Origin of the sequence: Cerasibacillus quisquiliarum, assembly GCF_014202495.1 — a bacterium.
GTDB lineage: Bacteria > Bacillota > Bacilli > Bacillales > Amphibacillaceae > Cerasibacillus > Cerasibacillus quisquiliarum.
In genome coordinates this window covers 181534-201161 of sequence record NZ_JACHHA010000005.1, presented here as the reverse complement: position 1 = coordinate 201161, position 19628 = coordinate 181534, and the positions used below count along the sequence as shown (strand labels likewise).

Here is a 19628-nt window from a genome sequence, read left to right as displayed (position 1 = left end):
AATCATAAAAGTGGTGTTCAAAATAGAACAAACGGCCTTTCTCTTTTCAATAAGGAGTAAAGGCCGTTTGTTACTTAGTTTAGTATAGCTACAACAGCTGATAAAATGAGTAATAATGCAGGCATAAATGCTTGTTGGATTGGATCTTTCGCTCGGATATGAGTGAGTGCAGCAAAAAACATAATAATCGCTAAACCGACTCCTCCGATTACTGCAAGTGCTGGCACCCAAATTCCGATTAACAATGCAGCTGCACCAAGTAATTCTAATAAACCAGTCACGACTCTTAACCATTGTGGTAAGCCAAAATGGTTAAAACCTTCTACCATTTCTTTTGAGGTAAATTTCATGACTCCAAACATAATAAATCCTAACCCTAGTATGATTTGTAGTATAATTGCAACAATGTGCATAAATAAATCGCTCCTTTATTTTAGTTGTAATTACCTCATAACTATTATGCAATAAATAGTATATTTTTGTAAGTAGGCACTTAAAAGTGTTATAGTATCATAAAGGATACTATTGGGACGAGAGGTGGTATTGATGCAAGATAAGACTTGTCATGGTGTTGAGGTTGCAATTGAAGCATTGGTTGGTAAGTGGAAACCAATTATTTTATTTCATCTCATGGAGAAGGGAACGTTGCGTTTTAATGAATTGAAAAGAGCGATTCCTAAGATCACACAAAAAATGCTCACATCACAATTGCGTGAATTAGAACATCATCAAATTGTTAATCGAAAAGTTTATCCACAAGTTCCTCCAAAGGTTGAATATTCTCTAACAGAATATGGTAAGGAAATTATTCCACTCTTGCAATCGATGCAAGAGTGGGGAACAACCCATAAAAAATACATGGTAGAACATAATATTGATATTGCAGAAGGATAAATAAAAAAAACGATCGGTACTGCACCCCAAAAGTTAAAGTGAAAAATTTAACTTTTGGGGTGTTTTTTTGTTGACAAATAAACCAAACTGCTTTAATATCGTAAACAAGTTACTAATAGTGGTAACTTTTCTACGCCCTAAAATATACCCCTATATGTATTTAATTTAAAATTATGCGCGCGCATATTAATGTGTACATTTAAATTAATATTATGTAGAGAGAAGAGATGTCATGACACAAGATTATATTATTTCAATAGAGACATTTAAGCAAAAATATAAAAAGCAACCTGATTTATTTGTTTTAGATGTTCGAGAGGACCATGAATATGCATATGCTCATGTCCCTAAATCAGTTCATATTCCTTTAGGTCAATTAGAATCCAGTCTATCTAAATTACCGAAAGATAAGGAAATTTATATTATTTGTCGAACTGGAAACCGTAGTGATTATGCAGCTCATCTGCTTATGCATTATGGTTTCAAACATGTATTCAATATTGTGCCAGGTATGATTGCTTGGGACGGACCAATAGAAAATGGGGTCGAAAAATAAGATGAAAGTGGGGAAAGATGAATGTCAACGATTATTACGGCTAGTCAATTAGCAAAAAAGATTATTAACAATGAGGATTTGCTTGTTCTTGATATTCGTTCTCAGGAAAACTTTAATAATTGGAAAATTGAAGGAGTAACTGTTAGACATATTAATGAACCGTATTACAGTTTAGTAGAAAATTTGGAAAAGCTAGATGGTCGTCTTGAGAAAGATGAAGAGGTTGTTGTTGTTTGTGCCAAGGGGGGAACATCTTCGGAAATTACAGCAAAGTTGGAAGAATCTGGGTATACAAATGTATATAATTTAGAAGGTGGTATGAAGGCATGGAGTGAACATTTAGAGCCAGTCAAAATTGGTGATTTAAAAGACGGTGGAACACTTTATCAATTTGTTCGCTTAGGTAAAGGATGTCTATCTTATTTTATTGAATCAAGTGGTGAAGCAGCAATTGTTGATCCAGTACGTATGACTGAGACATTTATAGCTTTTGCAAACGACAAACATGTAACGATTAAACACCTTATTGATACACATCTACATGCTGATCACATTTCAGGTGGTCGAAAGTTAGCAGAGCAAACTGGTGGAACTTACTATCTCCCACCGAAGGATGCGACTGAAGTGACTTATGAATACGAGGCGTTAGAAGAAGGAAAGGATATTTATGTTGGAAATACAACCGTAAAAGTTCAACCAATTTACTCACCAGGGCATACAATTGGAAGTACCTCATTAATTATTGACGATCAGTATTTATTAACAGGTGATATTTTATTCGTTAAATCAATAGGACGACCAGATTTAGCTGGTAAGGCTACGGATTGGGTTAATGATTTACGTCATACACTTTATACCCGTTATAAAGAGTTGTCAGATGATCTCGTTGTTTTACCAGCACATTTTTCCTTTATTGAAGAATTAAATCAAGATGGTTCAGTCTATGCTCGTTTAGGAGACCTATTTGTAACTAATTCAGGTCTTAATGTTGAAGATGAAGAAGCATTTCGCAAATTAGTAACAGAAAATCTCCCACCACAACCAAATGCATATCAAGATATTCGTCAAACAAATATGGGAAAAATATATCCCGAATTAGAAAAACAACGCGAAATGGAATCTGGTCCCAACCGTTGTGCTGTTGAAGGTTAATGGATGTATTAAAATTAAAGGGGACTTCCAATTGGGAGGTCCCTCTCTATTTTAGGGGATGACAGGATGGAGTATAGTTTACTATTTGTTGTTGTTATTTTTTTAATTGGTTTCATTGGTTCGTTTATTTCAGGTATGGTAGGCATAGGAGGATCAATTATTAAATATCCCCTTCTCTTATATGTTCCTGCTCTATTAGGACTTCAGACACTTTCAGCACATGAAGTTTCAGGTATTAGTGCGATTCAAGTATTTTTTGCTACGATCGGTGGTGTTTGGGCTTATAGAAAAGGTGGTTATTTAAATAAATCACTCATATTCTATATGGGAATTAGTATTTTAATAGGTAGCTTTATTGGTGGTTATGGCTCTCAATTTCTAACAGAAACAGTTATTAACTTCGTTTACGGTGTGTTAGCTACAATTGCAGCTATCATGATGTTTGTACCTAAAAAAGGAATTGATCATATTCCGTTAGATGAGGTTACTTTTAATAAATGGTTAGCCGCTTTATTCGCTTTTATTGTTGGTGTTGGAGCTGGTATTGTCGGTGCAGCAGGTGCATTTATTCTTGTTCCTATTATGTTAGTTGTTCTAAAGATTCCAACTCGTATGACTATTGCATCGTCTTTGGCTATCACATTTATTTCATCAATTGGATCGACAACTGGAAAAGTATTAACAGGACAAATACTTTATGTTCCAGCTCTTATTATGATTGTAGCAAGCCTCATAGCTGCGCCTTTAGGAGCAAAAGCAGGACAAAAAATGAATACAAAGATTTTACAATCGATACTTGCTCTATTAATTTTAGCAACTGCGATAAAAATTTGGGTCGAAATCATTTAAATGATCTATTTTGTCATTAACTATAAAGGCTTCATTTTCATCGCCAATTTTATATTAGCCCAAATCACTCTGAAAATCCTTGTCCGTTTTAAATATATTTCCAAACGAACAAATTATTAAGTAAAAAGTTGATAAAAAATGGTCACTGCTTTACTTTAAGAGAATCATGAGCATATTGACAAGAGAGATTTCTAAAATTAAGACGTGATATTTAGTAAGTAATTTGACCGAAAGAGAAGTGTCTTATCTAAATAAATGATTAACAAATAGAAAGCTCGAAATAAAAATCATGATGAATAAGTTCGCTTGAGTCAGTTAGTTTAAAAATATGCGTTGTTAGATGAATGGTTATTTTTAGCACTTAAAAAATATTGATTTTGTAATTTAAATGCCGTACAATACAGTTAGCTACATTGTACGTATATAAATAAGTTTTAACCTCTATTGTTAGTATAGGGAGTTTTAAATCGAAGCTCTAATGCCGTGCCGTGATTGAGCGGAAGGCAGGAAAGCTTCTGCGAACACCCACTTGGTCGAAGTGGTGGTTTAAAACTTTTTTTACTCGTTTATACGGCAAATGTGGCTTGTTTAATTAATATAACAGAATTCACTTGGACGTTAAGTGAATTCTGTTTTTTATGACATAAATGATAAGAAAATAAAGTAAGTGCTTCATATAAAAAAGCATCCATAAGTCTGTTCTGGACTTATTGGATGCTTTGTTTATACAAATTGTTCTAGTTTGAGTCGTTTATTAATATAGTAAACGATAAATATGGCTAATCCCATCGTCACAAATTCACTTAGTGCTAATGTAGACCATAGAATGAGAAAACCATCTTTCAATCCTACAAATACTTTTAACATGTATGCAATGATAAACATATTAAATGAGAAAACGATGGTATTAATGAACATAAGTTTTACTTTGTTTTTAACAAATTGAGCAAATAACATTGTCATTCCTAAAGAAAGCGCTGTGTGGAGGACACCGAATACAAGATCTGCCTTTGTCGGTGACAAAATTAAATTAGCAATAAAGACACCGAGTATAATTCCGAAGAAATACTTCTTGTTAAAAACAATGAGATGATTAAATAATTCGGACAGCCGAAGTTGGATATTTAGGAATCCAAATGGCGCTACAAGTGCCGTTACAGCGAAGTAAAGTGCGGCCACAAGTGCATTTGTTACAAGTGTTTTTGATTTCATATTCTATTCTCTCCCTTAGTTTTTTTACGTGGGATGGTTTCGAACCACGGTGATTATTCACAATAAATAAGTATAATCGAATTATAATGTATATGTCAAAAGTTCAAGCGGATGATGATCTTTTTATGAATATCAAATACATATAAATCGTACGACAAGAAATCCTCTTAAGTATAGTCTATCGATTCAGTTTACAAGCGTTTATATCAATCTAATTGTTGGATGCTAGTTATGTCTCGACCACTTTCTTTATTCATGTATGATGCATCCTCCTTTATCTTTAAACCAATCAATTTTGCAAAACCAATTGCTTGTTCTGATGAAACGGTACATCCGCTTAATTCCGGTAAACTCACTGTTAACCTCTCAAAAGAATTCGTGCTTAAATCAACGCCATTTAATGACGTATTTGCAAAGTTTGCTTCGTTTAATTGACATTGGTGATATTCTACTTTATTAAACGTACATTCATAGAAGTCACTTTGTTCTAAGAAACATTCGTCAAATACAACATGTTTTAAACGAGAAAATCCAAAGGCACTGAGATTAGCTTGACATGATTCTACTCTAACATGATGAAATGTTGTTTCAGATAAATTCATCCCAAGCATTTTGCAGTTTTTAAAATGGACACGGTGAATGATACCGCCACTAAAATCCACATTTGATAAATCACAGTGGTCAAAAATGACATCCATGAGATCAATATTAGAAAACACTACATTATTGAAAGAAACATGTTTAAAGACGACTTGATGAAAATAAATTGGTTGAATCGTTTCATCGCAAATGCTTTCACTTTTGAACATACATAAAGAATAATATGGATCATCTATTCGTTTAAATGTTTGTATAGGTAAATCGTGTGGAAGTCTTGGTTTTTGCACATTTACGCCTACTTTCATATTTATAACTTAATATACTTAATTATCTGTCTTTTTTGTTGTATCTAGTATAATATAATAATTGTATAAAGAAAAGAGATTAATGGACATGACATGGTTCAGTTTTAGTTGTGGATTATTTTGTTTTGTAGATATTTTTTAATCTAACTTGATGACTTATTATCTGTTAGTAACCCTCTTTTTGGGTATATTCACATGATGGTTTTTAGCGTTTTAATATTTTCATTAGGGTAGCTGATAGTCATATTCAAGTCCAATTTGTGACAGAAGCTCATTTTTTTTATAAGTTTCATGATTTTGTTATATTTAATCCCCTTTCTCTTACATATTTTAAGCTACACTAAGATTACAAGTATGTGTTTGGATAGGTAAGGGGGAAACTCGATTGATTAAATTATTATTAGATGAACTACATGTCTCATCTGTTTGGAATGGTGGTATTTTACTACTTGCATTTTTTACAATTATTTTATATTTATTTATTTTACCGAATGGAAAGAACCATACATGGTGGAAATCGGTCGTATTTATTGTTGGTGTAGCGGTAGCATATATTGCAATTGGCAGTCCATTAAATATCGTTGCTCGAATTCAATTTAGTACCCATATTATTCAGCTTTTACTATTCTTTTTAGTAGCACCGCCTTTATTAATTATTGGATTTAAAACCGAAATTATCCACCGTGTCATGAAATTTCCTATTGCTAAAAAAATTGCCCAAATCTTAACAAATCCGTATTTCGTATTCATTATATTTTTATTAGCAATTAGTCTGTTCCATTTACCTTCAGTTTTTGATGCAGGTAGAATGGATATTTATGTAAACTATTTTTATATGTTTGGCTTATTCTTTTTGGCTATTTTATTTTGGATTCCAGTTGTTACACGGATTCGCTTAAATCAAAAACAAAAAATAATTTACTTAGGAGCTAGCATGATTGCACTCGTTCCCGTCAGTTTATTTCTAATGTTTTCAACAGATAATTTATATCAAACATATTCAGATTTAGGAGTTTTCGTTGAGGCATTAGAAGCTTGTTTCCCACCAGATGAAGAACCTTTACCAGCTTCATTTTATGAAACATTGTTACCGAATAAACCTCATATGGAGCAACAATTAGGTGGAAAAATATTATTAATTGGTGAAGTGATAATCTTTGTGATAACGATGATTCTTGTTTCCATAATTGAACCCCGATTGAATAGAGAATAATGAAACATAATATTTTAAGCACTCTTTAGCCGCATAAGAGTGCTTTTTTTTGTGCGAAAATGACTTTAGTCATTCATTAAAAAGTGTTCAATTAACATTCATTGTTGATTATACTGAGAACAATTAAGAGAACAAGCTTGTTTCATAACTGAATTCGTTCATTTAAAAACAGTTTAATGCTACTGATCTGAGTTTGTATTATTTTAAAAGAATCATGTTTTAATAAATATAAGTGTCATAAGAAGCGCTCATCCTATTTATTTTGTAATTATGATTGATAAATATGGCAAAATAAGGCATGCTTATTAAAAAGAATTAAATAAAAGGACGGTTTATATGAAAAATAGTTGGCATATTTTTTTAGAAGATTGGAAAAACATTATGACCAACTGGGTTGTAGCAGTTGTCATAGGTGGACTAATTGTCTTACCGTCTTTATATGCTTGGTTTAATATCAAAGCATCATGGGACCCATATAGTCAAACAGACCAAATTCCTGTTGGAGTTGTTAATGAAGATGAAGGAGCAACTATTCGGGAAAACGATATCGATGTCGGTGGAGAACTAATCGCTACATTAAAAAAGAACGAATCTTTCGATTGGCATTTTCTAAAGCGAGAAGAAGCATTAGATGAGTTGGAATATGGTGATTTATATGCGGTCATTATCATTCCGAAAGATTTGTCAGAAAAATTAGGGTCGGTTGTATCAGATCAACCTGAGAAGGCCCATATTGATTATTATGTGAATGAGAAAATTAATGCTATTGCTCCTAAGATTACTGGAAAAGGTGCCAGTGTGATTGCGGAAAATATTAGTAGTCAATTCGTTTCCACGGTGAACGGTGTAATTTTTGACATTTTTAACGAGATTGGCATAGAGCTTGAGAAGGACTTACCAAATATCAAACAATTTGAAGAATATGTTTTTACACTAGAAGAGAAGATGCCGTCTATTAAAAAGAAGCTCGATCAGACATATTCAGATGCTGAACAAGCTGATAAAATGCTTGGAAAAGCTGAGGCGGCTTTACCAGAGATCGATAGAATAACTAAAGAAAGCCTTCAAAAAATAAAAAATGCAAAAACAACATTACACACCGTTGATGAGCATTGGCAGACATTAACTCCAACTATCACGAATATGGTTCAAGACGTTCAAAAAGAAGTAGACCAATTAAATCATTATTTTGAAAAGATAACAGAAAAGCCGATTGACTTAAAAAAGGTTAAAGAAAAAACACAATCTATTGATGAACAACTTTCAGATGGTATGGAAAAGTTAGATAGTTTGATTCAAATTCTTGAAACGAAAAGTGAAACAGAACAACATTTACGAGAACAACATACGGCTCTTGAAAAAGACTTAACAGCTTTAAAAGAACAGTTTAGTAAAGGATCACAAGAATCGAAAACGATTGAACAGATTATTGATTTGTTACAAACAAAAGATCAACTATCGATAGATGAAATCATTGAGGATTTTAAAAAATTTAAAAATCAGTTACAACAAATGCAAATACATGTTAAGCACTTACAAGATGATATGAATTCAGAAAAACCACAACTAGAAAAGACCTTATCTACGGTTCACCAATTAACAAAAGATGCGAATCAACACCTTAACACCTTTTCGAAAGACTTTACAGAAAAAGTAGAGCCCAAAGTGAATCAAGTGTTAAAACAAGGTCATCAAACATTAAATAAGGCAGAAACGGTGATTAATGACGTACAAGCGACACTTCCTGAAGTGAATCAAATGTTGAGTAAAGTGAAGAAAGAATTAAAAGAAGGAAAAGATGGTTTAAACGAAGCAATGAACCGCTTTCCTGCAATTAATAAAAAAGTAACTGATTTAGCGAATCGACTAAGAAAGTTAAACGAGGAAGCAGACTTGGCTGACATTATTGAGTTATTACAAAATGATCCCGAAGCTGAGCAAAGCTTCTTCGCTGAACCAGTCGTTCTTCATGAAAACAAAGTATTTCCTATCGAAAATTATGGTACAGGAATGACACCGTTTTATACTGTTTTAGCTATTTGGGTTGGTGGTTTACTACTTATTTCTGTTGTGACAACAGAAGGAGAGCGAATTGAGAGTTATACGTTTCGGGAAGCATATTTTGGTCGGTTATATACTTTTTGGTCTATTTCATTGTTACAAACTTTAATTGTAACTGTAGGAGATTTATATCCAATCGGTGTGCAGGCAGAGAATCCAGTTATGTTTGTCGTATTCGGCTTATATACAAGTCTCGTTTTTATGACAATTATTTATACACTTGTTTCCGTATTAGGTGATATCGGAAAAGCAGGGGCAATCGTTATGCTTGTACTCCAAATTGCAGGATCTGGTGGCACATATCCCGTCGTTTTATTACCAGAATTCTTCCAAAAGATTCACCCATTCTTACCATTTACGTATGCGGTTGGTCTTATGCGGGAAGCGATTGGTGGTATCGTTTGGGAGCGTGTCATACATGATATGTTATTTTTAGCTGTTTTTGCTGTATTAGCGCTTGTTTTTGGAGCATTTTTAAAAGAGCCGATTAATAAACATTCACGTGAATTAAAGAAGAAATCTCAGGAATCTGGTCTATTTCCATAATAAAAAGCTGGAAACGGTGTTGTTTCCAGCTTTTTCATTTCAAAAAACTCCCATCTCAATGATTATTCATTTACTGCTATAATAGAATAACAGATATGGGGAGAGTGTTAATTGTGAAAATCTGGGGAAAACGCTTATTTATATTAGGATGTATTGTATTTATTATACTTATTAGTTCAAGTTATTACTTCTACTATTTAGCTATTCAAAGAGGGGAAAAGAAGTTTCTTGAAGGAAACGAGGATTTAGAGGTTTCCGCCCAAGCGATGGAAGAGTTTATAGCAGGTGATTGGCGCAACTGGGTACAAAAACAATCGTTCCAAGATATGACGCTGACATCCTTTGATGACTTAAAGCTTAAAGGTTATTTTCTAGAAGCGAAACAACCAACAAATAAATTAGTCATCTTTGCACATGGTTATTTAGGTCATGGAAAACAGATGGGATTGTTTGGTCAATACTATTATGAACAATTAGGATATCATATTTTTATGCCTGATTTAAGAGGTCATGGAGAGAGTGAAGGGGCTTATTATGGGTTTGGATGGCACGATCGGCTTGATTTAATCGGTTGGACGGATCTATTAATTGATAAACTAGGGGAAGATACGGACATTATTTATCATGGATTATCAATGGGGGCAGCGACCGTCTTAATGGCTAGTGGTGAAACACTCCCACCACAAGTAAAAGCAATGATTGCTGATAGTCCGTATTCTGATGTATATCAATTGTTCGAATACCAAATGGATCGAATGTTTCATTTACCTGCTTTTCCTTTACTAGACTTAACAAGTGTTATAACGGATATAAAAGCTGATTATACATTGAAAGAAGCATCAGCATTGAAACAAGTAACAAAAGCTCAAGTACCCATTTTATATATTCATGGAGAAAATGATACATTCGTACCAACTGATATGACACGAGAGTTGGCAGAACATACATCTAGCCCACATATCGTGTGGACTGTTCCACATGCTAATCATGGTGAAGCTTTTGTATTAGAAAAAGAATCGTATATACAAAACATACAAACATTTTTAAGCAAGTATGTAAACGATTGATTCATATATAAGAATTTAAGGAATGAATTGATAAGCGGTTGGGACAAAACCTCTGAAAGATGAAAAAGCTATTGTTGTTCACTTTGTCCTTCTGTCCCAGTCTCCTTCTTCTAATGATCATGACCGTACGTGAATGATCATTAGAGCTATCTGTTCTGCATGGCTTCGGAGATTTATGCTCAACCATGTGGAGTGGTGCTATCTAGTCTGCATGGTTTTAAAGATTTACGCTTAACCATGTGGTGTAGAGAACTTTACTCGTTGTCAATTTGGACTTTTGTATATTTTATCATTTAATAGAATATAACAAAGAGACTGAGACAAAATTCAGCCATAAAAAAGCATCTGTTGGTATGGATTTGTAAGTGAAACTTCAAGAAAATGATATCGCATTTGCATTAATGGTGTTAAACTTAAGAAAATATATCGCCAAAATCCGAAACAGAAAAGAAATTGCGGAAACAACATTGAAATGTTTCCGCAATTTTTCTCATTTAAAACTCTTTTGTCCGATCCCTTTCTTTGTCCTTTAAAGGTTTCAGTAAGTGATTTATGCACACATTTTTAATCGTGAGCAAAAGGTCGGTAATAATCGTCATGTTCTGGCGTCGGAGGCTTTATCAGTTTTTCACTAAAAACGACGTATATTTAAAAGATGTATATGTACGTCGTTCTCTTTCTTTGATAAAAGATTTTGTCTTAGACTCTAGTCATACGCCTTATGGATTATAAATGCTTTTCAAACCAACGGCAAATATGATTTAGTCGTTCAATGCGCAATTGTGGTTCCCCACTACGACTTAATTCATGATTAGCACCTGGAAAGCGAACAAATTCGACTTCCTTTTTTAAATGTTTTAAAGTAATAAACAGTTGTTCAGCTTGTTCAATAGGACAACGTAAATCTTGTTCACCATGTAATATAAGTAATGGTGTCTCCACATTTTTTGCGTATTTTAGCGGTGAAAAATCCCATAGTTTCTCTGGGTTTTCAAGTAAATTATAGCCGTGTTCCCATTTTGTAAAGAAGAAGCCGATATCACTAACGCCATAAAAGCTAAGCCAATTGCTGATGGAACGTTGTGTAACGGCAGCTTTAAATCGATTCGTATGGCTTACAATCCAATTTGTCATAAATCCACCATAACTACCACCAGTTACGCCCATTCTTGTTTCATCGATGAAAGAATAACTTTTAAGTGCATAATCGACTGCTTCCATCAAATCCCTGTAATCTTTCCCACCGTAATCTCCACGACAAGCATCGACGAACTTTTGACCATAGCCATGGCTGCCGCGCGGATTCGTGTAAAGAACGACATAACCTTTAGCTGCAAGGAGTTGTAGCTCATGAAAATATGTTTGCCCATACATCGCGTGTGGTCCCCCATGTACTTCAAGGACTAATGGATATTTCTTACCCTCTTTAAATCCGTACGGTCTAAGTAACCACCCTTGAATCGGCCAGCCATCTGATGTTGTAAACTGTATCTCTTCAGGTTCAGATAATGTGACACGATTTAAATAATCCTTGTTCGCATCTGTTAGCTGCTTCATCTTTCCATTCTCTTTTATATAGTAAAAATTTCCTGGATCAGTTGGTGTGCTCATTCCGAAGATAAATGCATCAGATTTCGAGTCATAAGAAAATCCAAATACATGTGAGTGATTATGATAGATTGGTTCTAAATGACCGTTTAAGTCTGATTTATACAAACCGGTTGCACCATGATCTGTTGCGATAAAATATAATGCTGTTTCATCTTTATTCCAAACAGGTCCAGTCTGTGAAGCGCCTAAACGGGTATCACCTATCATAGCATCCCCTAATTGGATGTCCCATTGATAGCTCAGACATGTTTCGGTCTGATTATTTAGATCAAAGATATATAGGTCAGTTAATGTGGCTCCCATATATTTAAAGTCATGTCCGAAACAAGCGATATATTTGCCAGTTGGTGAAAAGGCTGCTTGATAAAAACTACCCTTTTGCTGATTAATTTTCGTTATCTTCCTTGTTGGAATATGGAGTGTATACAGATCAAGATAAAGTTCTTCGTCTTCATTTTCATTTAAGTTAGCAGTAAATAGCACGGTGTTACCATCTGGTGATACATCTTGAAAATAATGATGGTGTCCACCACAAGTTAATGGCGTGATTTGTTTTGTTTGTAAATCATACGCTAAAATTTGCATTGATTTATCATCATGGAAACCTCGTGCATCTGATTTATACTTTAGGCGATTTACAATGAGTGGCTGTTTCTTTTTCTCGTTTTGTTTTTTTTCTTTTTCCTCTTTAGTTAGTTCTCTTTGTGATTGAACATCATCATCATTGTCTAGAAGCGCCGAGAAGAATATCGTCTTTCCATCTTTTGACCATTCTGGATTGGTTGCCCCATGAGTTAATGTCGTCAGTTGTTCTGCTTCACCACCTAATAGTGACATGAGCCATATTTGGTTTGTTCCCGATCGATTGGATTGGAAAACAAGTCTTGTTCCATCAGGTGAAACGCGTGGATGACTATCTTGATGATGTCCGTATGTCCATTGTGATTGTTTTTGTTGATTGTATCGATAAATATGAGATTCATAATTTTTCTTATCTTTAATCGTAGTAGATACATAGAAGAAATCTTGACCATTCATAGCAAACTGTGGATCGCTTAAAACTTGTAGTGAAGTAAAATCATCGACTTGTACTGAACGTTTAGACATTAGAATTCCCCTTTCAAAAATATAAATATATGAAACAATGTTTTATTATTTTAAACTATTTCGATTAACGAATCAATCTCCTAGATAAAATAAGCAAGAATATAACTGTGTCTCATAAGAAAAAGAAGCTGGGACAAAACCTCTGATGATGAAAAAACTATTTTTTTGTTCACTTTTCTTTATGTCCCAGTCTCCTTCTCCTAATGATCATGACAGTACGTGAATGATCAATAGAGCAAGCTGAGGTTTGTTTATACTATTGTCTGGAATTATTCACTATCGTTTGAACTTTTGGATGAAATTATGTTGAGTAGAAAGGACTACTCTGCATGGTTTTAAAGATTTGCGTGTAATCATGTGGAGTAGAGCTAGCTACTATGCATGGATTCTAAGATTTGAGCGTAACCATGAGGGGTAGAGCTAACCACTCTGCATGGTTTTGAAGATTTGCGTGTAACCATGAGGGGTGGAACTACCTACTCCGCATGGATTCTAAGATTTAGGCGTAATCATGTGGAGTAGAGAACTTTACTCGTTCCCAGTATGGATTTTTTGTATTTTATCATCTAATTGATTATGAAAAATATAAAAAACAAAATTAAATGTTGAACCAGTTTTTGGATTCCTGAAGGCTAATTTGTCATTCTCTCAATTTTCGGTCAGAGAAAAAACGAAAGTAGAAAATGAATGAGCATTTGCCTTAATGGCGGTAAACTTAAGAAAGTATACCGCCAAAATCCAAAATAATAATAATCCTAACAATCCGAAACAAAAAAGAAATTGCGGAAACAACGTTTTAATGTTGATTCCGCAATTTTTCTCATTTAAGACTGGTTTTGTCCCAGCCTCTTCCATTTATATTGATTTGTTGAATCTTATTTACAAAAGATTTTAAACACTGGTTTTCGTCTTATTATATTAAATTTATTGGCCCACAGTTTCTATTTGGATTAATGCATCTTTTTCGTATGCTGCTTGAAGTCTTTTGCTAATTGGTCCTGGCTTTCCGTCGGCAATTTGAATATTATCAACTTTTACAATTGGTAGTACTTCCGATGTGCTACTTGTTAGAAACATTTCATCGGCGGTTTTTATATCATCTAATGTGAAAGCTTTTTCAATAAATGGAATATTTAATTCGCTACTAAATCTTTCGACAGCCATTCTCACACAGCCGTGTAAAATATTTTCTGTTATAGGATGTGTATAAATTTGTCCGTTTTTTACGAGATATACATTAGAAGAGCTGCACTCTGTTACAAGGCCATCTTTATGGAGAATCGCTTCATAGCATCCTTTTTCGTTAGCTGTTTGTTTTGCTAAAACATTAGGAAGTAAGTTTAAGCTTTTTATATAACATTTTTCCCAACGGATATCACGTTCCGTTATAACACAAACACCATGTTTAAGCTGCTCCAGAGGCCGTTCCTGTTTACTAATATAGGCATATATATTTGCAGTAACATTTTGTGGAAAGACATGATCGCGTGGTGCTGATCCACGTGTGACTTGTAAATATACTTTCCCATTTTCTGTCATATTATTTCTTTGTAATAAATCATCCAATAGCTCAATCAATTCATGTTTGGGGTAAGGTAAATTAAGTTTAATTGCTTCAGCAGATTGATAAAGCCGTTCGACATGTTCCATTAACAAATAATATTTTCCATGATAAATTCGAATCACTTCATAGATTCCGTCACCAAATTGTAGTCCGCGCTCTTCAAATGGATATTTAAGACTGTCGCGATGTACAAATTTAGCTTGTGATAAGACTACAGGATACACTCCCATCGTTGATTCCCCCTTTATTTTCTCTGTCGTCAATATGAGGCTTTCTTAAACTAGGTGAAAGCAAGCTTCATACGACTTCCTAAAACATGGCTACTTTTATAGGCTATTATATACGGATACATATGGAATGTAAATATACTCGTTATATTGTATTCCACAGATGATGATGTCTGTGACTAAATAAAATTCGAAAAGTTGTTATATATGGTTATACTTATCGGTGATATAGTTGAAGTAGAAGGTAGAAGGGTGGCGAAATAATTGGTTGCATTACTTCAACGATTTGAACCAGCCGATCGAGATAAAATTATACTGAAGAGTAAAATATATATCGTTGAAAAAGGTGACACGGTCTATAAAGAAGGAGATCCAGCACATCATTTATATTTTATTGAATCAGGAGAAGTCCGTATTTTTAAAAATATTAGTGATGATAAAGAAATAACGATATTTATTCGACGTAAACAAGATGCATTTGGAGAAACAGGTGTATTTACTGGAACAAAATATACAAATACGGCAAAAGCGACAAAGCGGTGCAAATTATATGTATTACAAAAGGAAGATATCGAGTCCTTGATAAAACAAAATGGTAAAATAGGTTTAGAATTTACAAAATGGTTAACTGAAGAACTTGAAATTAGTAAGGCAAAAATACGAGATTACCTCGCCTTCGGAACAGAAGGGGCAATTGCATCAATCTTTATTCGCTATTCTAATATGTATGGGGTAATTTCGTCAGAGGGAATTTCAATTACTGAGCCAATTAAATTAAAGGATGTTAGTAAACATATCGGGGTATCGAGAGAAACAGTTAGCCGTATAGTTAATAAATGGAAGGAAAACGGAATCGTTACAAATATAAATAAACAATATGTTATTCAAGATATAGATTATTTGACACAATTATTAGCTTGTGAAACGTGTGCGGTAAAAAATTGTGTGCTATAAAATGAAATCGTATCGTTCATACAATGTAAATGAAGAATGATATACTATTGATAACTTCTCAATTGTTTCGTAAGATGGTAAGTGCTAGGAGGTTGTCCTATATGGATATCAGCATATTGAAAAAAGAAGTCATTCAGTATAGTAAACAAATTGGGATTGATAAAATAGGCTTTACGACAGCTGATGTCTTTACTGAGTTAAAAGAACGACTCAGACGACAACAAGAATTAGGCTATCAGTCAGGTTTTGAAAAAGGAACGATTGAAGAACGAACAGAACCAAGAAGACTTGTACCTGAAGCACAATCCATCATTGCTATTGCAGTTGCCTATCCATCACGTATGAAAAATGCACCTCGTGGAACAAAGGAAAACCGCCGAGGTATTTTTTGTCGTGCATCATGGGGAGTGGATTATCATGTCGTTTTAAGAGAACGACTTGAAAAGTTAGCGAACTATATTAAAGAGAAAGTCCCTGATGCGGTTACTAAATCGATGGTTGACACTGGGGAATTATCAGATCGTGCGGTGGCTGAGCGAGCAGGCATCGGATTTAGTGGTAAGAACTGCTCAATCATTACACCAGAATTTGGTTCATATGTTTATTTAGGTGAACTCATTACGAATATTCCGTTTACACCAGATAAACCAATAGAAGATAGTTGCGGTGATTGTCGTAAATGTCTTGATGCTTGTCCAACTGGAGCACTTGTCCAAGGTGGACAACTTAATGCACAGCGATGTATCGCCTTTTTAACACAAACAAAAACGTTTTTGCCCGATGAATTCCGCGACAAAATCGGTAATCGATTATACGGTTGTGATACATGTCAACAAGTATGTCCGAGAAATCGCCATGTTGATTTTCATCACCAGACTGAATTTGAACCGGATCCTGAAGTGGCAAAACCACTTTTAAAACCATTATTAAAAATATCTAATCGAACTTTTCGTGAGAAATTCGGTTCCATGTCAGGGTCATGGCGTGGTAAAAAGCCAATTCAGCGAAATGCGATCCTTGCATTAGCGCATTTCAAAGATAAAACCGCTGTAAAAGATTTAATTGAAGTTATGCGTGAAGATGTTCGACCTGAGATACGCGGAACCGCTGCCTGGACATTAGGTAAGATTGGCACAGAAGAGGCTTTTGCGGCAATAGAAGAAGCGATTGCCTACGAAACAGATGAACGTGTTATTTATGAGATGGAAAAAGGTCTACAATTTAGAAGAAACGACTAAGTTTATAGACGATATGATTTTCGAACGAAATGAGGGGCTTTTGTGGAACAAACAACATTATACTTTGCAGACATCGATACGCCGGTCGGCCCCATGTTAATCATAAATGATGGGAACACAGTCCTTCGTATCGATTATGGTACATTTGAGGAACTTGAATTACAACTTCAGAATTGGACAGAACGTTATATTGAGAACGCTGTGTTTCTTCATTATCCAGAAACATGTCATGAAGTCATTGAACAGTTAAATGAATATTTTTCTGGTGAAAGATTAGCCTTTTCATTTGAGTGGAAAGTCTACGGTACACCATTTCAAAAACAAGTTTGGGAGACACTCACAAAAGAGGTTGCATATGGCCAAACATTGTCATATCAGGATATCGCTAAAATGATTGGTCGACCACAAGGCAGTCGAGCTGTTGGTCGCGCATTAAACAAGAATCCACTATCAATTGTTATACCATGTCACCGGGTAGTTGGTAAAAACGGGAAATTAGTCGGTTATGATAGTGGAGTTGAAAGAAAACGCTATTTATTGCAACATGAACAAAAGATGTTAAAAAAGATATAAAAATATGATATATCTGAATCTCTCTCCATATGATATAAATGGAGGGAGATTTTTATGTATATATGGGAAAAGTATTGGAAGGATATTTTATCTTCGCAGTCCAATCGGGAAGCGTGTATGCCGAATTGGCTTATACGTAAAAGGCAATCATATAAAGAGCGGAAGGCTGACATCATTAAAATAAATGGAAAAGCACATATTTATCGCCGCTTAATTGATGCTTATCATATATCTCTACATTATTTATTACATATTGTCTTTTTAATTAAGCAACATGAATTGATTTATGCTGAGGAGCTTGTTATTCCGTATCGTTATGTTAGGAAAAAGAGCGGGAAAACGATTCATGAACCACTATTGAGTCATTTATCTATTACAGATGAAAAACAACCGTCATTAGATTTAATACATAATAGAAAAAATCAGAAAGATAGGATTCGTTTTTATTCATATGATCGATTAAAAGCTGTTCAATATGCAGAAAGGTGGTGGAATAGTTATCATCCTGATTTTCGTCAATTTGATGTAGATTGCACAAATTATGTATCTCAATGTTTGTATGCTGGTGGTGCACCGATGTGGGGAGAACCTGTTAGAAATCAAGGCTGGTGGTACAGTCATGATAATTGGAGTTATAGTTGGGCTGTAGCACATAGTATGCGCTGGTATTTAAGTGGTGCATCTCAAGGAATTAGAGGGATTGAAAAGTCATCACCTGAACAATTAATTCCAGGTGATGTCATATGTTACGATTTTCAAGGGGACGGTAGGTGGGATCATACGACGATAGTCGTCAAAAAAGATGCTTACAATATGCCTCTTGTTAATGCACATACTATCAATAGTCGTCATCGCTATTGGTCGTATGAAGACTCTACCGCGTGGACACCACAAATTAAATATAAGTTTTTTCATCTTACAGAATCATGATATAATAATATCGTTTAAATGATTATAAAAGTAAGGGAGTAATGAGAAGTGGGCTTACATGTTGTGCTCTATCAGCCAGAAATCCCTGCAAACACGGGAAATATTGCGAGAACATGTTTAGCAACAGATACGACACTTCATTTGATTCATCCACTTGGATTTTCATTAGAAGATAAAATGGTCCGACGCGCAGGTCTAGATTATTGGGACCGTGTTGACGTTGTGGAGCATCAATCGATTGATGAATTGTATCGTGCTTATCCGAACGGTCAGTTTTATTATATTGAAAACTTCGGAACAAAGTATTACACGGATTATGATTATAGTGACTCTAATAATGAGTTGTTTTTTGTTTTTGGTAAGGAATCAAAAGGAATACCGAAAGAATTGCTTGTTGGAAAAGAAGACAGATGCTTGCGTATTCATATGAATGATCAAGTGCGCTCACTCAATCTATCGAATACGGCTGCCATTATTGTTTATGAAGTGTTACGACAACAAGGCTTTCCAGGTGTAAAATAAATGAAAAAAGCCGCCATGACGACTAGACTATGGCGGCTTTTTTTATTGGTTATCTTTCGGAACTCCTGGTTTTGCTTCATATCCAGCTGAAAAAATAGAAATTAAAAACACAGCTACAACTCCTAAAATAAGCGAAATTTTCATTGCAAATGCCTCCTTATGTCGATATGTATTCGTCCTTAAAACTTATGATGAGCAATATTAAACCATTTGATTCATACTCTATTATAACGGAAAATTAGTGAATTGTGAATTAAGACGGTTAAAATGGAAAAGGATTCTATCCCATAAATCAGAAAAATTTTCAAACGCTTTTTTATTGTTTTCAACGTAAAATACCTTATCTTATACAAAATGATTTGTGAAGTAACAAAACAAATAGAAATCTAACTTTTGTAATGATTGTATCGATTAATGAAATAAGGTATATTAGTTGATGAAGAAGCA

At 34.3% G+C, this 19628-nt stretch carries 17 protein-coding genes, 2 pseudogenes and 1 riboswitch; of the genes and pseudogenes, 14 read left to right on the top strand and 5 right to left on the bottom strand.

What is annotated here, in order from left to right; genetic code table 11:
* Positions 1-74: 74 nt before the first annotated feature.
* Positions 75-413, bottom strand: a complete 339-nt coding sequence (locus HNQ35_RS08110) for a DoxX family protein (RefSeq protein WP_146936345.1) — start codon at positions 411-413, stop codon at positions 75-77.
* A gap of 133 nt (positions 414-546) precedes the next feature.
* Here HNQ35_RS08110 and HNQ35_RS08105 point away from each other — a divergent pair, with 133 nt between their 5' ends.
* The 4 genes from HNQ35_RS08105 (at position 547) to HNQ35_RS08090 (ending at position 3451) form a co-directional block, all read left to right on the top strand.
* Entirely contained in the window at positions 547-894 is a 348-nt protein-coding gene (locus tag HNQ35_RS08105) for a winged helix-turn-helix transcriptional regulator (RefSeq protein WP_146936343.1), read from the top strand.
* Positions 895-1126: 232 nt separating this feature from the next.
* Complete coding sequence (locus tag HNQ35_RS08100; protein WP_146936341.1) at positions 1127-1450, top strand: rhodanese-like domain-containing protein; 324 nt, start codon at positions 1127-1129, stop codon at positions 1448-1450.
* 21 nt (positions 1451-1471) lie between these two features.
* Positions 1472-2602, top strand: coding sequence for an MBL fold metallo-hydrolase (locus tag HNQ35_RS08095; protein WP_146936339.1), 1131 nt, complete (start codon positions 1472-1474; stop codon positions 2600-2602).
* A gap of 66 nt (positions 2603-2668) precedes the next feature.
* Positions 2669-3451: a sulfite exporter TauE/SafE family protein gene (locus tag HNQ35_RS08090; protein ID WP_146936337.1), complete on the top strand. Its 783-nt coding sequence runs from the start codon at positions 2669-2671 to the stop codon at positions 3449-3451.
* A gap of 723 nt (positions 3452-4174) precedes the next feature.
* Here HNQ35_RS08090 and HNQ35_RS08080 read toward each other — a convergent pair.
* Together HNQ35_RS08080 and HNQ35_RS08075 are read right to left on the bottom strand one after the other, a co-directional pair.
* Complete coding sequence (locus HNQ35_RS08080) at positions 4175-4663, bottom strand: QueT transporter family protein (RefSeq protein WP_146936335.1); 489 nt, start codon at positions 4661-4663, stop codon at positions 4175-4177.
* 9 nt (positions 4664-4672) lie between these two features.
* Positions 4673-4717: riboswitch (PreQ1 riboswitch) on the bottom strand.
* 152 nt (positions 4718-4869) lie between these two features.
* Positions 4870-5550, bottom strand: a complete 681-nt coding sequence (locus HNQ35_RS08075) for a pentapeptide repeat-containing protein (RefSeq protein ID WP_246118055.1) — start codon at positions 5548-5550, stop codon at positions 4870-4872.
* A 403-nt stretch (positions 5551-5953) separates the two neighbouring features.
* Here HNQ35_RS08075 and HNQ35_RS08070 point away from each other — a divergent pair, with 403 nt between their 5' ends.
* The 4 genes and pseudogenes from HNQ35_RS08070 to HNQ35_RS14580 all read left to right on the top strand — a co-directional run.
* The gene (locus HNQ35_RS08070; protein ID WP_170226612.1) at positions 5954-6781 is read left to right on the top strand and encodes a cytochrome c oxidase assembly protein; all 828 of its coding nucleotides are present in this window, start codon (positions 5954-5956) and stop codon (positions 6779-6781) included.
* A 336-nt stretch (positions 6782-7117) separates the two neighbouring features.
* Positions 7118-9388: a YhgE/Pip domain-containing protein gene (locus HNQ35_RS08065; protein ID WP_146936329.1), complete on the top strand. Its 2271-nt coding sequence runs from the start codon at positions 7118-7120 to the stop codon at positions 9386-9388.
* A gap of 113 nt (positions 9389-9501) precedes the next feature.
* A complete protein-coding gene (locus HNQ35_RS08060) occupies positions 9502-10455 on the top strand; it encodes an alpha/beta hydrolase (RefSeq protein WP_246118054.1) in 954 nt (317 codons plus the stop codon).
* A gap of 377 nt (positions 10456-10832) precedes the next feature.
* Positions 10833-11023 (top strand): annotated as a pseudogene (locus HNQ35_RS14580) (hypothetical protein); the annotation flags it as partial.
* A gap of 158 nt (positions 11024-11181) precedes the next feature.
* Here HNQ35_RS14580 and HNQ35_RS08055 read toward each other — a convergent pair.
* Positions 11182-13173, bottom strand: coding sequence for a S9 family peptidase (locus HNQ35_RS08055; protein ID WP_221261449.1), 1992 nt, complete (start codon positions 13171-13173; stop codon positions 11182-11184).
* Between the two features lie 589 nt (positions 13174-13762).
* On the opposite strand from HNQ35_RS08055, the pseudogene HNQ35_RS14240 reads away from it, so the two are divergent.
* Positions 13763-14068, top strand: a pseudogene (locus tag HNQ35_RS14240) (IS5/IS1182 family transposase); the annotation flags it as partial.
* Between the two features lie 29 nt (positions 14069-14097).
* On the opposite strand, the gene dat reads toward HNQ35_RS14240, so the two are convergent.
* Positions 14098-14967 carry a D-amino-acid transaminase gene (gene dat, locus HNQ35_RS08050; protein ID WP_146936323.1) on the bottom strand — a complete coding sequence of 290 codons (870 nt, stop codon included), beginning with the start codon at positions 14965-14967 and terminating at the stop codon, positions 14098-14100.
* A gap of 261 nt (positions 14968-15228) precedes the next feature.
* Here dat and HNQ35_RS08045 point away from each other — a divergent pair, with 261 nt between their 5' ends.
* The 5 genes from HNQ35_RS08045 (at position 15229) to trmL (ending at position 19181) form a co-directional block, all read left to right on the top strand.
* Entirely contained in the window at positions 15229-15918 is a 690-nt protein-coding gene (locus tag HNQ35_RS08045; RefSeq protein ID WP_146936321.1) for a Crp/Fnr family transcriptional regulator, read from the top strand.
* Positions 15919-16019: 101 nt separating this feature from the next.
* Entirely contained in the window at positions 16020-17156 is a 1137-nt protein-coding gene (queG, locus tag HNQ35_RS08040; RefSeq protein WP_146936318.1) for a tRNA epoxyqueuosine(34) reductase QueG, read from the top strand.
* 42 nt (positions 17157-17198) lie between these two features.
* Entirely contained in the window at positions 17199-17729 is a 531-nt protein-coding gene (locus tag HNQ35_RS08035; protein ID WP_146936316.1) for a methylated-DNA--[protein]-cysteine S-methyltransferase, read from the top strand.
* Positions 17730-17783: 54 nt separating this feature from the next.
* Positions 17784-18659 carry an amidase domain-containing protein gene (locus HNQ35_RS08030; protein WP_146936314.1) on the top strand — a complete coding sequence of 292 codons (876 nt, stop codon included), beginning with the start codon at positions 17784-17786 and terminating at the stop codon, positions 18657-18659.
* Between the two features lie 48 nt (positions 18660-18707).
* On the top strand, positions 18708-19181 hold the full coding sequence (trmL, locus tag HNQ35_RS08025; RefSeq protein WP_146936312.1) for a tRNA (uridine(34)/cytosine(34)/5-carboxymethylaminomethyluridine(34)-2'-O)-methyltransferase TrmL: 474 nt from the start codon (positions 18708-18710) through the stop codon (positions 19179-19181).
* Positions 19182-19628: the final 447 nt, after the last annotated feature.

Coding starts and splice junctions, on each gene's coding strand:
- HNQ35_RS08110 (WP_146936345.1), bottom strand. CDS start 413: ATGCACATTGTTGCAATTATACTACAAATCATACTAGGGTTAGGATTT.
- HNQ35_RS08105 (WP_146936343.1), top strand. CDS start 547: ATGCAAGATAAGACTTGTCATGGTGTTGAGGTTGCAATTGAAGCATTG.
- HNQ35_RS08100 (WP_146936341.1), top strand. CDS start 1,127: ATGACACAAGATTATATTATTTCAATAGAGACATTTAAGCAAAAATAT.
- HNQ35_RS08095 (WP_146936339.1), top strand. CDS start 1,472: ATGTCAACGATTATTACGGCTAGTCAATTAGCAAAAAAGATTATTAAC.
- HNQ35_RS08090 (WP_146936337.1), top strand. CDS start 2,669: ATGGAGTATAGTTTACTATTTGTTGTTGTTATTTTTTTAATTGGTTTC.
- HNQ35_RS08080 (WP_146936335.1), bottom strand. CDS start 4,663: ATGAAATCAAAAACACTTGTAACAAATGCACTTGTGGCCGCACTTTAC.
- HNQ35_RS08065 (WP_146936329.1), top strand. CDS start 7,118: ATGAAAAATAGTTGGCATATTTTTTTAGAAGATTGGAAAAACATTATG.
- HNQ35_RS08055 (WP_221261449.1), bottom strand. CDS start 13,173: ATGTCTAAACGTTCAGTACAAGTCGATGATTTTACTTCACTACAAGTT.
- dat (WP_146936323.1), bottom strand. CDS start 14,967: ATGGGAGTGTATCCTGTAGTCTTATCACAAGCTAAATTTGTACATCGC.
- queG (WP_146936318.1), top strand. CDS start 16,020: ATGGATATCAGCATATTGAAAAAAGAAGTCATTCAGTATAGTAAACAA.
- HNQ35_RS08030 (WP_146936314.1), top strand. CDS start 17,784: ATGTATATATGGGAAAAGTATTGGAAGGATATTTTATCTTCGCAGTCC.